The organism is Komarekiella delphini-convector SJRDD-AB1, from assembly GCF_014831675.1.
Taxonomy (GTDB): domain Bacteria; phylum Cyanobacteriota; class Cyanobacteriia; order Cyanobacteriales; family Nostocaceae; genus Komarekiella.
Map to the genome: position 1 here is coordinate 37,233 of NZ_VJXY01000021.1, position 13,197 is coordinate 50,429.

Annotated in this window: 9 protein-coding genes and 2 tRNA genes; 4 read left to right on the forward strand and 7 right to left on the reverse strand. The window is 42.8% G+C overall.

The window, feature by feature from the left end; all coding sequences use genetic code 11:
• Window positions 1–218 precede the first annotated feature (218 nt).
• Both FNW02_RS19210 and FNW02_RS19215 read right to left on the reverse strand, forming a co-directional pair.
• Window positions 219–992 carry a glucosamine-6-phosphate deaminase gene (locus FNW02_RS19210; RefSeq protein WP_191759111.1) on the reverse strand — a complete coding sequence of 258 codons (774 nt, stop codon included), beginning with the start codon at window positions 990–992 and terminating at the stop codon, window positions 219–221.
• A gap of 347 nt (window positions 993–1,339) precedes the next feature.
• Window positions 1,340–1,412, reverse strand: a tRNA-Ala gene (locus FNW02_RS19215).
• Between the two features lie 68 nt (window positions 1,413–1,480).
• On the opposite strand from FNW02_RS19215, the gene trhO reads away from it, so the two are divergent.
• A complete protein-coding gene (trhO, locus tag FNW02_RS19220; RefSeq protein WP_191759112.1) occupies window positions 1,481–2,380 on the forward strand; it encodes an oxygen-dependent tRNA uridine(34) hydroxylase TrhO in 900 nt (299 codons plus the stop codon).
• An 84-nt stretch (window positions 2,381–2,464) separates the two neighbouring features.
• On the opposite strand, the gene FNW02_RS19225 is transcribed toward trhO, so the two are convergent.
• The gene (locus tag FNW02_RS19225) at window positions 2,465–3,127 is read right to left on the reverse strand and encodes a class I SAM-dependent methyltransferase (RefSeq protein WP_191759113.1); all 663 of its coding nucleotides are present in this window, start codon (window positions 3,125–3,127) and stop codon (window positions 2,465–2,467) included.
• A 166-nt stretch (window positions 3,128–3,293) separates the two neighbouring features.
• Between FNW02_RS19225 and FNW02_RS19230 the strand changes: the two genes are divergently transcribed.
• Complete coding sequence (locus FNW02_RS19230) at window positions 3,294–4,232, forward strand: phosphoribulokinase (RefSeq protein ID WP_191759114.1); 939 nt, start codon at window positions 3,294–3,296, stop codon at window positions 4,230–4,232.
• Between the two features lie 89 nt (window positions 4,233–4,321).
• On the opposite strand, the gene FNW02_RS19235 is transcribed toward FNW02_RS19230, so the two are convergent.
• A complete protein-coding gene (locus tag FNW02_RS19235) occupies window positions 4,322–4,504 on the reverse strand; it encodes a hypothetical protein (RefSeq protein ID WP_225225768.1) in 183 nt (60 codons plus the stop codon).
• Window positions 4,505–4,696: 192 nt separating this feature from the next.
• On the reverse strand, window positions 4,697–5,173 hold the full coding sequence (locus tag FNW02_RS19240) for a GNAT family N-acetyltransferase (protein ID WP_225225769.1): 477 nt from the start codon (window positions 5,171–5,173) through the stop codon (window positions 4,697–4,699).
• A gap of 293 nt (window positions 5,174–5,466) precedes the next feature.
• On the opposite strand from FNW02_RS19240, the gene radC reads away from it, so the two are divergent.
• Together radC and FNW02_RS19250 are read left to right on the forward strand one after the other, a co-directional pair.
• Complete coding sequence (radC, locus tag FNW02_RS19245) at window positions 5,467–6,198, forward strand: RadC family protein (protein WP_191759115.1); 732 nt, start codon at window positions 5,467–5,469, stop codon at window positions 6,196–6,198.
• Between the two features lie 95 nt (window positions 6,199–6,293).
• Window positions 6,294–6,365, forward strand: a tRNA-Val gene (locus tag FNW02_RS19250).
• Between the two features lie 216 nt (window positions 6,366–6,581).
• On the opposite strand, the gene FNW02_RS38805 is transcribed toward FNW02_RS19250, so the two are convergent.
• Window positions 6,582–9,554 carry an RNaseH domain-containing protein gene (locus tag FNW02_RS38805; protein ID WP_225225770.1) on the reverse strand — a complete coding sequence of 991 codons (2,973 nt, stop codon included), beginning with the start codon at window positions 9,552–9,554 and terminating at the stop codon, window positions 6,582–6,584.
• A gap of 23 nt (window positions 9,555–9,577) precedes the next feature.
• Window positions 9,578–13,189 (reverse strand): pPIWI_RE_Z domain-containing protein, encoded by a 3,612-nt coding sequence (locus FNW02_RS19265; protein WP_191759116.1) that lies wholly within the window; start codon window positions 13,187–13,189, stop codon window positions 9,578–9,580.
• Window positions 13,190–13,197 lie beyond the last annotated feature (8 nt).

Consider the following 13,197-nt stretch of genomic DNA (forward strand, 5'->3'; position numbering starts at 1 on the left):
TAAAAAGTCTTGGACACCTAAAGAACCTTCAGAATGTTACGTGAATCCTCCTTGTGGATGTAACAATCCAGGGAAAAACCTCAAGTGTGAAGATTGTCCTTATCTTGAGGCTTGTCTATCTAATTGTAGGCTTGAAGCAGCTTATAGAAAGTAATTTTCAAGCATTTCTGTGAGTTTCTTCAAGTGATTGGTTGGAAACAACAGTTATTCTTAGCATTTTAAGACAGCAGGCTGGCAGAGTTGACATCTAAAAATAACGTTGCTTGGGGTTGCTGACGCAAAATAGAAGCTGGATAGTCTGTACTTATAGACCTCTGCAATATCTCCTTTACCACATGTGCTTTACGTTTTTCTGGCGCTAGGCAGAGAATTTTTTTTGCTGTACAAATCATCGGGATTGTCAAAGTAAAAGCGTATTGTGGCACAGCTTCTAAATTTGGAAAATGACCTGTGCTTACTTGTTGCAGACGATTCGCAGTATCCAGTTTCACCAGTTTTACACTATAAGGATCTTGAAAATCTGCTACAGATGGATCGTTAAAAGCTAAATGTCCATTTTCACCAATACCAAGACAGCATAAGTCAATAAGTTGTGCTTGCAGTAGCTTGGTGTAGCGATCGCATTCTGCTACAGGTTGTAATGTATCACCTTCTATATAGTGAAATTTCTTCGGCTCAACTCGCTGCTCCACACGTTCTCGCATATATCGCCGGAAACTTGCAGCATGGTCAGCAGCAATTCCTAAATATTCATCTAGATGAAACAAGGTAATCCGTGACCAATCTACACCACCTAATGTAATCAAAGCATCAAGAAATTTGAGTTGCGAGTTACCTGTTGCTAACAATACTGCGGCTGTATCCTGTTGCGCGAGAACGTCCTGTAAATACTTTTGAGCAATTTCAGCAACGTTCTGCGCCATTTCGACTTCAGAATTGTAAATCTGCACTAGTAAATCATCGACGCGAAAAATGTTTGTGGCGGCTAGCATGTGCTTACACAGAAGGTTGTCAACTTAATTCGTAATTCGTAATTACTACTTTTACAAGGAAATAACTTGAGGGTCGGTACTTGTCCGCTCATCAATTACTAGAGGTTTTAGGATTTAGCAGTTTCAGTTAACCTATGACCAGTTTAAAACAATCTCCTATTCTTTAGCAGGTTCGTTTAATTCCCATGTTTGACTGCTTACACTATCATCTGTCCCCCGCTTCCGCCAGAGATTAAAATCTCAGGCTAATAACTAAAGTCGTCTTAAGACGACTATTAACGGGTTTGAGTCCACTTAAGTGGACTTCTGCTATTAGCCTGGAAATAAATTTCCAGACGAGCGGAGAATGGAGGTTAGCGGACTCGAACCGCTGACATCCTGCTTGCAAAGCAGGCGCTCTACCAACTGAGCTAAACCCCCATAAAATTAAAAAGGCAGACTTTGTTCGCCCTTGTTATTTTAACTTATATTGTTCCTTTGTCAAAGAGATGAAGTCAGAAAACACCCAAGTCGTTGCAGCACTGTATAAATTTGTCAAATTGCCAGATTTTGCCCAAAAACGAGATTCCTTGTTGTCTTACTGTCAAGCGCAAGGTGTCAAGGGGACAATTTTACTAGCAGAAGAAGGTATTAACGGTACAATTGCTGGTTCGCGTCAAGCGGTTGACTCTGTTATTTCCTTTCTGCGTTCTGACCTCCGTTTTGCAGACCTAGAATACAAAGAATCTTATACTAATATCCCGCCTTTTGAGCGAATGAAAGTGCGGTTGAAACCAGAAATTGTCACTCTGGGATTGCCTGAAGTTGACCCGAATGAGCAGGTTGGTACTTATGTCAATCCTCAAGAATGGAATGATTTGATTTGTGATCCAGAAGTAACCGTGATTGACACTCGCAACGATTATGAGGTGAATATCGGTACTTTCCAAGGGGCGCAAAATCCTCAGACTAACTCATTCCGAGAATTTCCAGAATATGTTTGCCAGCATCTTGATCCAACTAAACACAAAAAGGTTGCCTTATTTTGTACTGGCGGCATTCGTTGCGAAAAAGCTTCATCCTTTATGCTTGCCCAAGGATTTGCAGAAGTCTATCATCTCAAAGGCGGCATCCTCAAGTATTTGGAGGAAGTCCCAGCAACAGAAAGTTTATGGCAAGGGGAATGCTTTGTTTTTGATGAGCGGGTAGCCGTTAGTCATGGTTTAGAAGAAGGAAGTTATGAATTGTGTCTCAGTTGTGGACATCCAATTTCTGAAGAGGATAAGATGTCTCCCCAGTACGAACAAGGTATTTCCTGTGCCTATTGTTTTGATAGCTTAACTGAGGAGAAAAGAGCGCGTCAGCAAGAAAAATGGCGACAGATACAGTTAAAGGGGAATGGGGACTAGGGATTGGGAATTGGGAATTGGGGAAGGGGAAAAAGGGGAAATGGAGAACCATCTTCTTATATTTAACGTTGTTACTTTGTATTTTTAATTCTTTAGCGCTAGGGTTAAACCATCTGCAATAGGTATCAAACTGAGACTAACTCGCATGTCTTGATGCAACTTTTGATTAAAAGCGCGGATCTTTTTGGTTCGATTGTCCTGCACTTGGGGATCTGCAACCCTTCCTGACCAAAGGACATTATCGATCGCAATCAGTCCACCCGGACGCACAAGTTGCAGCGATCGCTCATAATATTCATCATGCTTGCTCTTATCGGCATCGATGAAAGCAAAATCAAAAGTTTCCGCCTCTCCAGCTACTAGCAATTTATCTAAAGTTTCCATTGCAGGAGCGATGCACAGATGAATTTTATCAGCCACCCCTGCTTGCTGCCAATAACGCTGGGCGATCGCTGTAAACTCCTCACTCACATCACAGGCTATAACTTTCCCCTCTGGCGGTAACGCCAATGCCACCACCAAGGAACTATAACCTGTAAATACCCCCAATTCCAAAGTTTTCTTCGCTCCTAGCAACTGCACCAGCAACGCCAAAAACTGCCCCTGTTCGGGAGCAATCTGCATTCTCCCCATTGGATGCTGCGCTGTTTCTTGCCTCAATTGAGTTAAAATTTCTGGTTCCCGCAGAGAGACTGACAGTAAATACTCATATAGATTTTGTTCGAGTCCTAATGTTTGAGTTGTCATAACTAAGCAAAGAGCTAATTCTACAACACGCGATCGTTCAAACATTCTATGTGTAGAGATGTTGCAGACAAACACTTAGCTTGAGTTACTTGCCTAATCCCTTTTAATATTAAAAAATATTGTCTGAAAAATTTATTACTATTGCTTATATCAGGGGGGAGTATCAATGAGCCGTCCAATAATTCTTGGTATTGTCGGTGATAGCGCCGCTGGAAAAACAACACTAACTAAAGGCATCGCTCAGGTACTCGGCCCTGAAAATGTCACGCTCATCTGCACAGATGATTACCACCGTTATGATCGCCAACAACGTGCAGAAATTGGGATCACAGCCCTCCACCCCGACTGCAACCATCTAGATATTATGCAGCAGCACCTATCGCTGCTACGCACAGGACAGGCAATCCTCAAACCAGTTTATAGTCACAAAACCGGCACCTTTGAGCCGCCGCAGTACATCAAGCCCAATAAATTCGTGATTATTGAGGGATTGCTCGGTTATTCTACCCGTGCCGCCCGCGACGCTTATGATGTTAAAGTTTATCTTGCGCCTCCTGAAGAACTACGCGCCAAGTGGAAGGTCAAACGGGATACCCAAAAGCGGGGTTATACCGCTGAACAAGTGCTGGCGGAACTAGAAAAGCGCGAACCAGACTCAGAGCAATTTATCCGTCCGCAGCGACAGTGGTCTGATATAGTAATTAGCTTCTACCCGCCTACAGAAGAAGAGGATGAAACCAATGGACACCTAAATGTCCGCCTGGTACTGCGTCCAACAATTCCCCACCCAGATTTTACCCAGATTGTCCAATCCTACGATATTAATTCCCTCTCAGCGATCCGCCTTGGACTAGACCGGGATATGAGTAAACCCGTAGATGTATTGGAAGTTGACGGTCATGCCACTTTAGAACAGGTGAATAAGCTAGAGCATATTATATGTTCCGATATGCCGCATTTACGAAATATATGCGATCGCGAAAGTAATCCAGAACTAGGCAAAATTGCTGGTACAACTGGGGAGACACTCCAAAGTTACCCTCTTGCGCTTACCCAATTAATCATTACCTACCACATGCTTAAAGCTACGCAAACCTACCAATAACAAGCGAAGATAAAGGGGTTTAACTGGCTTGCGAACCGTTTGGTGCAGCCCGGTTTTGGGCTAGGCTACTGCTCGTGCGATCGCATTACTCAAATTTCAGATACAGAAACACGCCTTTCAATCAGCTCATATTCATCCTCTAGCAACCAAAGTTCAGCCTCTTCGTAAGTTGAACTAGTAAATATGACTTTATAACTTTTGGCGCGGTCATATACACGACAACTTCCTTCCCAACCATCAAGGAGTAACAACACATAAGGCGGTGACAGCATTGCATCAATCCAGACTTCTGCAAACTCCCAATTATTCTTTACTGAGTCGGGTGCGGGGAGTGACGTGGTATCGATTTTCTACATCAATTTTCACCTCTCTATAAAGCTACTATTACTCACCTTTAAGCAAACCATAAGCAAGAGTATTGAAAATACCGTTTCGAGTTCTCGTGTGTTGCCTCAAACACCCTTCTAGCTTAAATCTGTTTTTTTTAAAACCTTGACTGAAGCTGTATTGAAATCAAGAACATGAGCAGTTAGGCGAGTCACTTCAAGATTGTCAAACGCATATTGAACAAAAACACGCAGTGCATCAGTAGCTAATCCCTGCCCACAATATACTTTAGTTAGCCAGTAGCCAATCTCTGCTCTATGCACTTTCCCAACTTTGAAGTCATCTACCCCAACTGAACCAATTAAATAACCTTCAGCGTTGCGAAGCGCAAAAGATATTTCTCTTGCTGTTTCTCTCAAAAACTCAAGCCTACGCTTTATCCACCAATCTGCGGCAACTTCTGTGTATGGATAAGGGATGACAGGAATTGCATCGGAAATACTTCTGTCGTTGAGATGTTCCAAGTAAGCAGCTTTATCTGTGGGGTAAATGCTGGTTAAATGAAAACCGTCACGGATATTTAGTTCCATATCGGAGATATATGAATGAAACATTATTGAGCTACAGCGAGTAAATTAACACGGTTCTAATCTCAATTGTCACGCGCTTAACGCCACAGTAAAGCTTCACAGATAATCTTCAGCCCTGTCCTCACCGACTGATAAAGCCGCCTAACTTGAGATATGACACCTTACTAGTAATAATCGTTATTCTTGTGAAGGCAAGATGTACCGCAAGAAGAAAGTCGGTAAAGATTAAAGATTTTGTCAAATAAGAATGATTTGTAGAGTAAACAAGGGATAACTAAAGATAGTTATATCTAGGTAACTATTCTCTTAGTTCTTCTATGACTTATTGCCTCAGAATTGCCGATATACCCACAAATGAACGTCCGCGTGAGCGGCTAATGACCCACGGCCCCAAAATTTTAGCCACAGCGGAGTTAATAGCAATTCTTTTAGGCACGGGTCAAGGGCCAGGTAAACTGTCAGCTGTCGGTCTGGGACAATATATCTTGACCGAATTAGGCAAACACCAGCGCGACCCATTGGCAGTTCTCCGAGAAGTCACCCCCGCAGAGTTGATGCAAATTCCTGGTATTGGCCCAGCAAAAGCTACTACTATACTGGCGGCAATTGAATTAGGCAAACGCGCTTTTCAATCTCGTCCCCTAGACCGTACATTAATCGATAGTCCAGTTGTTGCTGCTGCTGCTCTCAGTCAAGATTTAATGTGGCAGACACAAGAACGTTTTGCAGTGCTGCTATTAGATGTCAAAAATCGCCTACTTGGCACACAAGTGATTACCATTGGCACAGCAACCGAAACCCTAGCTTCCCCCCGTGAAATTTTTCGGGAAGTTATTCGTCAAGGAGCAACGCGGGTAATAGTTGCCCACAACCATCCTTCTGGTAACATTGAACCCAGCCAGCAAGATATAGAATTGACGCGCCAATTATTAGCAGGAGCGCAGTTTTTAGACATTCCGCTGCTAGATCACCTCATTTTGGCCAATGGCAATCACCAGAGTTTGCGGGAGACGACAACCTTATGGAACGAGTATCCTCAAGGTGATTAATACAATTTTGGATTGGAAATTCTCCCCTATCTCCTCATTTTTCCTGTTCTTGATTGTTATTATTGTGCGTTAGCCATGATATAATCAGGAGTCTTGGGCGATTAGCACAGTGGTAGCGCACATCCTTCACACGGATGGGGTCACTGGTTCAAATCCAGTATCGCCCATTTTATGTTTTTTAATGGCTTAATTAAGCGTACTGCGACAACAAGTAGAAGTCGTGCCAAATGGTCAATCTACGCTTATGGTTTTCAATTATCAACTTATGTTATTTGTCAATTATCGCTGGGGATGATAGGCAAGAAGAAAGATACAGGTATATATTCTTAATTCTAAAGATTTAAGGCAATATATCGAATTTTATTATCATAAAAAACGTTGAATCAGACTTCTACACCAAGAATGCATAAGTGATCTTCTATTATTTGTTTACCTAAATGCATTGGATATGCTAGAAGAATATTACCCATAGACCATGCTGGTGAAAATCGTAAGTAGTGTGGCACTCGGCAAAGTGATTTTAGGCTTTCTTCCGTTTTTTGAAAATCTGGGTGAACGAAGAAGGGTATTATCTCTAGCATCTGTTGGTGCTTGAATGCAATATTCGCACCGGATTCAGAATTTTGCGAGTCGAGTATGTAAAGTTCGCGTGCTGTTGGCGTATCTTGTGCTTTTTGTGTTTCTGGTAATCTTCCAATCGAGAAATAATGTAGCAACTCAGGTATAGAGTTATCGTAAAAGCCACTTAAGCGAATGAGATCTCGTGCTGGAGAATTCTCATTCCAAGTTTGTCGATTGGTGATGTATTGGGTTGTCTCGTCACCAGTGCGGAAGCGAATTACTCCGAGTAAATTCTTAAGTTTGTTATGGTCACGAGGATATACACAAGCATGACCTGGAACGTGTTGGAAGTCTAAAACATCCTGCTTTGCAAGCAGATATTCATTTTTTAACTGGAACCAAGCTTGACCTCCATTTTCTTCACCACGCTCATTACGCCATACATCGGCTTCGATTAAGACAAGGGTAGGTTGTTCGCCTACTTTCGTCATGACATCCGCCGCAAATTTTGCAAGTTCTATTCCCTTTAACTGAACTGTTTTAAGATAATTGCGATCGCAACGTACCCGTGAGAAAATCTGTCCCAGTTCAATCCCCGCCTGTGCGTAAGGAATCCAATCTTGACTATGCGGAAATAACACATCGACTGCACCTGTTGCCCGCAAACGGACAGCCAAGGCATAGTGAATACTATCTTGACCTTGATTGGTTTTTCGGCGACAAAGGGCAATTACATCTAGATTCTGTGCAGTTTCCTTTGGTATTCCTGCTCGCTCGTAGACTTCTGAGGGTATTCCATAGAGTGCCCCAACCTGGCGTAGCGTTACATCCAGTACAGCATTCAGAATACGTCCTTCTGTCTTCTTGCTGTAAGATGGCGATGTATCTGTGCTTTCATCTTCTTTGTCAGATGATTTTGGTTTAACCGTTTGCACCATTTGAGAACTGATTTTTTCTAACACACAAGCTTCACGAACTGTTCTATAAATATTTTGTTTAGGATGAACTCCCTTTTTTTTCGTTTGTCCAATTTCAATAATTGCAAAGCAGTAAGGCTTAGTAGTAAAGTCAATTGAAGCAATAACCTTCTGTTTTAAAAAATTGCGCCATGCATCAAGCTTGATTTGATGTTGCTTGCGGATTTGTTTATCAAAGTCTTGACCATCTTTAGGTACAAATCCGGCTGTGTCGAGGGGTTTCAAAATATTTGCATCATCAATCCACACAGGTGATACTTTGATATGCTCTGGAAAATTTTCTTCTTCATTCATTAAGAAGGCATCACGCAACTTTTGGTAAGTGACATCATAGGTATCTCGCTCGCGCCACAGAATAAAAAGATGCATAGTTTTTCCTTGCAACGCCCGCTCAATAGCATCAGCAATGATCGTTTGTCTTTCTTGACGACGTTTATTTACACGTTGCTTAATTTCTTCTTCACTCAGCTTTTCTTTTTGTTGTTTTGTGAATGTTAGAGGCTTAGAAATATCTTCGTAATCGCGCATTGATAAGGGTGTTTTTTGACCAGATGGAGCAGGAATATCACTTTGCAATGGATCATCTGCTATCAAAACGCCATTTAGGAGATTTAATACTTGAGCAACGATATCACCTCGTTCACGCAAACTAAATCCAGGTTTAATGCTGTGTCCTCTTTTATGCTTTTCATGTTCATACTTGTATCCTTCAGCATGAACTAAATAATATTCATCTTTCTTCCAGTTAGAATTATTATCTAAATTACCGTATGTAGCAGGATTACAAAGAATATTTTCGGTTGTTTCTAATGCACGCGCTTTGAATGCAGCTAGCAGATTTGGCAATTGAAATTTCCACAAATTACTATCTTCTCTTCCATTGTTCTCAATGGTAAGACGTATCAGCGTTGAATCTACTTCGTAACCAGATAGGCGTTCCTCATTCATTCCCATCAGTACAGAGATATCACGACCATAATTAGTTTCGATTAATGGCTCATGAGCATATCGTTGGCAACTTAAATGCAAAAAAATCCACGGTTTAAGCTTGCCATTTTGGTTGAATCGCCCTGCTTGAGTCTGAACACGGAAATCTAAACGATAGACAAAATAACCTTCCCTTTCCTTGCCATAATCATCTGTGTACAATGCCGGAAATGGTTGACTGATTAAGAATAGTCCAGTACGACCTGAACCATCGCCTTGTACCTTGCGCCACTCGATTTCTTGCTCTCGTTGTCCAGAGCGAATAACACACTTTTTTCCATGCAGCAATGTTGCTAAGAAACTAGGAATTGCTTGGAATCCAAGCCCTTTTTCGACATTGATGTTTTGGATGAGCGTTTCTGGACTGATTGGTTGCCAATTCCAATTAGTGTGAATTATTGCGATGTTTTCAAGGAAGCGATCGCAAACACTATTTATCTGATCTGCTTTCCCTTTACCATAAAATTGCTCTGTCCACTGCTGCGCCCAAATGCTCACTAACTCATGTATTTGCTCAGGTGTTGGAACTCGCAGCAGATTTTCAACCGTTCCTACAGCTAAAGCTCGATAATCACCTGTATCAAAGTATTCAAAACCATGCGTCAAGGTTGATGCACAAGCAAGCAACCCATTGTTCAATTGCCGATATGGCGCACTCACCTTTTTTTTACGATTAGGCGGCAGAACCGCTTCTATGCTGTTACGAAAGTCCGCTATAATCTCTGCAAATGGAAACTGAAGTACCACAATTTCCAAATTTGTCAGAGCATCTTCCGCAAGACTCATTCGCGCAGGTAAAACCAAAGGATATGATGCATCTTTTTTAGGCATTGTCAATTCCTTTACGCAAAAAGCTACCAATAGAGGTCGTCGATTCTTTCCATAGCATCGGCAAGAGGTTTGTAAAGCGCATTTCCCACTGTGTTTTCCTCGCTGGCGTAGTCGCAAATTCGTAGAAGCATGGCAACCAAAAGGCTTGTCTGCTCTGTGTCCAGTTCAGAGAGTTCTGGATCAGCTTTCCTAGCAGCACTCTTGGGGGCCCAAGCTGCATCGACAAAATAACCACGAAATGGTACACCTCCACGCAAAAGACGACCAACGGCTTGAATAACTAACCCAGCAGTAGTTGCAGCTAGGTCGAACCGTGGAAAAGCCAGTAATTCTTGATGATCACGTAGAGTTTTATAGTAGGAACGTTGCTCAACCGATCGCCAGTAACGCGCCGCTAATTGGCGCACTTTTTCAGCACGTTGTACAATTCCATCTCCTTGTTGCCATGCTAGAAAGTCTGCTTTATCTGCCCACTCTAAAGCACGACGGTTCATTTCTTGAGCGATCGCTTGTGTATCATGTGGATGTGGGTATGGTCGAGTCAGAAAGTAAACAGCACCAAAAGCAGCTTTACCGTTGGCATTCAAAATATTGAAACCACGCCCGATCGCATTCATAGGAGCAACAAGAATCTTTGGGTTAATTTGCCCAAAAGTTTCAATATCTGCACGATTGAGCGCACCCTTATCGGTTGATTTAGGAAGTTCTCCTGGCTCATCATCCCAGTAAGTGTCTATATTGTCAGGGACTAGGTAATAAACTAAGTCCTGCATACTTGACCAACAATTGCGAATTTCGTTTGCTGCCCAACGAGCTTGGTCGTAAGAGTTTACCAGTAAGAGAAGGCGTTCGCGATCGCTCCAGTGGTTACTTAAATCATTTTCGCCAAGGTGCTTTAATTTCTCAAGTTCTTGTCCTAAATGGCCTATACCATTACTGCCAACGAGCGATCGCGCTATTTCCTGAAACAAGCTCATTTTGCGTCGTTCGGACATACCAGAAACGCGGAGAGGTTGGTTCTTTTGGTTGAATTGGGGAAGAAATTTGAAGTGGCTTTGAGCGATCGCATCTCTCGCCCCCTGTTCTGGCATTAAAACACCCTGCGGATTACCAACATGAAAGCTGGTAGAATCCGGTAAGTAGGATGTTCCAGAAAGTGATAGCACATTAGGGCCACGTTGACCATTAAAATCTGTGAATAAACGATAAAAGTTTAAAATGTAGCAGCGTCCAATATTGGTGTAGGCAAACAACGTCAGTGCATTATTGCTGCCTTTTTTGGCTCTTTTGTCGTCATCATTTCCTCTGGAGTAATAAGTGCCGAACTGTCGTCCGGTGGGAGGTAATGGCAAAATATTCAACATTGCAGCAGGCATTCGACGATGGGGTGAATCATCGTTGATTGATGTCGGTCGATTGTGCCATTCATAAAAGACAATTTGAGTGTGCCGATCCAGAAGGGCGATCGTCAGCGCAAATTGGAGACGATAAGCCAAGGTTTCAACAGTATCTACTGACTCTGCCTCATCTTTTTTGGTTGATTGTTGCGAACTTTGATTGCGATTCTCCAGTTCTGTTCGCAGTCGCGCTAAACGCCGTTCTGTATTTGGGAAAAATTCGATAATCCAGGCTCTACAAGCCCTGTAGATGTTCTCATCTGAAGCACTTTCTCCAGTACTATTGATCTCTTGCATAAGACGCGCAAGGCGAAAGACTGGATCTCGGTATGGGTCAGATGAAGGCTGCATCCGTAAAGGATCATCCTCGTTGAGTAGTGCATCAATATAGCGCACAATTGGCTGTACAAGCCGAGCATTTGCTCGTGAAAGCGCGTCAGATGTATCTGGATCTTCAAATTCTTCTAATCCAGCAAGACGACGAGCAAATTTGAATAGAAGAGAATTAGGTGTAAAGTAACCTCGTTTGATCCAATCTCGGAGAACTTGATGTCCAACCTGTTTATCGAGTAGGGTCAATGTTGCTGTAATAGCTTTTTGTGCATCACGTTCTGCACCAGTCCATCGCTGTGTTGATGGGGGCATAACACGGTTAGTTTTTGAGAATTGTTCTGTTTTCACGCCAATATCATCAAAAACGCCGCTATTACCGCCGTCAGTAAGAACCACCTCCTCAGCGTAGGTGTCATCAAACCACTTAATAACCGTCTCTACCTCATCAAAGACCACAAAATCTGATTGTTCGTTGACGAGTTCACCGATTTTGATCCGGCGCAACTCTAAATGACGGGGTAATCCTGCCATTGCCATCGCGCCAGGAGTTGTAATCCAAACACGAGCATTTGGCATATCACGGTAAGCTTGTTGGGATGGGCATTTATCAAAAAATGGACACAAATAGGATGAACCGAGGTTTTTACGTTGCTGCTGGCGATCGCTTTTAGGCATCTTTTTTAGATAATCACAGGGTTCAGTTCCCGGTTTGAGTGCTTTGTTATTTAAGAATTGTTTAACAAAATTCTGATTGAGCCGACCTTGTAGAGGGCAAGCAGTGCCTAGCCAACGCTCACCCCAGTGAGGCTGTCCGCGTTGCTGATGTTCTTGATAATCTTTTGAGGCTGAGAAACTCCGCAGATGTGCATCGCGTTTGCTGCGCCCCAAAATTGGCACTGCTACCGGATCATCATTCTCTGGATCGTTACAAAACCACCAGTTAATTTGGTTAGCTAATTTAATCGCTGATTGCACATCACTAACGACTAACGTAATGCGGCGATCGCAATGATGCCGCAGAATATTAACACTGAACAACTGCGAAACCGTGGTTTTTCCAGAAGCAACCATGCCTGCAATATTTGTAAAGCCATCTAGCTCTAGAATTTGCTCCTCTTGCGGAACCAGTGTTCCGTTTTCCTGAACTTTGTGAAAGTTAATTTTGCCAAACCGATCAATCCAGTGTCCCTTGACAGTCTCATGCCAGCCATATTGACGCGCTAACACTTCCTCTCGCTGATCAATCCATGCTGCATCTAACTCTAAATCTGAAAGGCCAAGCGAAAACGAACTACGACGACGAGATGTTGCAAACCAGGATAGGCGCTGTACCTGTGCATTTCGCACCTGCTGCTGCGTAAATTTGACTGGTACTATAACCGTCTCTTCTCCTATCTTTGCCTCAAATTGATAAGTGGCTCCAACTTCTACTTGTTTAACTTTGCGAAGCCGGAAATCTAAATTGGCAGTTAGACACCGTTCGTACAAATCTTGATTAACTGGATGGCGGAGATTTTTAGCAGCATTGATAATATAGCTATCCCAGTTTTGCGGAGTGAATTCGCCATAGTTACGCCAATCTAGAGGAATTCTTAGATAAGAACGCAGTGCGCCTAACCAAGCGAAACGGGCAGAAAATGGAACTATTTGGCGAGTGTTGGCGATCGCCCGACGTTCCATCTCATTCAAGTTCTCTAAGCGTGGATGTCTCAAAGGCATTCCACTCAAGATTGCCCAAGGTGCGGTAACTGACTCATCATCAAGTTCCAAATGCTCCATCAGAGCAAAGCCAAGCTCTACCTGAAGCAACAATTCAGCTTGAGTACTATCCAAACCTGCTTCCTTTAACTGTTTGAGGCGCTCTTTAAACTCAGTCGGTAGCTCAAATAGAGTCATCTGGCTCATTCGCTATT

Coding starts and splice junctions, on each gene's coding strand:
- FNW02_RS19235 (WP_225225768.1), bottom strand. CDS start 4,504: ATGCTGTCACCGCCTTATGTGTTGTTACTCCTTGATGGTTGGGAAGGA.
- FNW02_RS19225 (WP_191759113.1), bottom strand. CDS start 3,127: ATGACAACTCAAACATTAGGACTCGAACAAAATCTATATGAGTATTTA.
- trhO (WP_191759112.1), top strand. CDS start 1,481: ATGAAGTCAGAAAACACCCAAGTCGTTGCAGCACTGTATAAATTTGTC.
- FNW02_RS19210 (WP_191759111.1), bottom strand. CDS start 992: ATGCTAGCCGCCACAAACATTTTTCGCGTCGATGATTTACTAGTGCAG.
- FNW02_RS19230 (WP_191759114.1), top strand. CDS start 3,294: ATGAGCCGTCCAATAATTCTTGGTATTGTCGGTGATAGCGCCGCTGGA.
- FNW02_RS38805 (WP_225225770.1), bottom strand. CDS start 9,554: ATGCCTAAAAAAGATGCATCATATCCTTTGGTTTTACCTGCGCGAATG.
- radC (WP_191759115.1), top strand. CDS start 5,467: ATGACTTATTGCCTCAGAATTGCCGATATACCCACAAATGAACGTCCG.
- FNW02_RS19265 (WP_191759116.1), bottom strand. CDS start 13,189: ATGAGCCAGATGACTCTATTTGAGCTACCGACTGAGTTTAAAGAGCGC.
- FNW02_RS19240 (WP_225225769.1), bottom strand. CDS start 5,173: ATGTTTCATTCATATATCTCCGATATGGAACTAAATATCCGTGACGGT.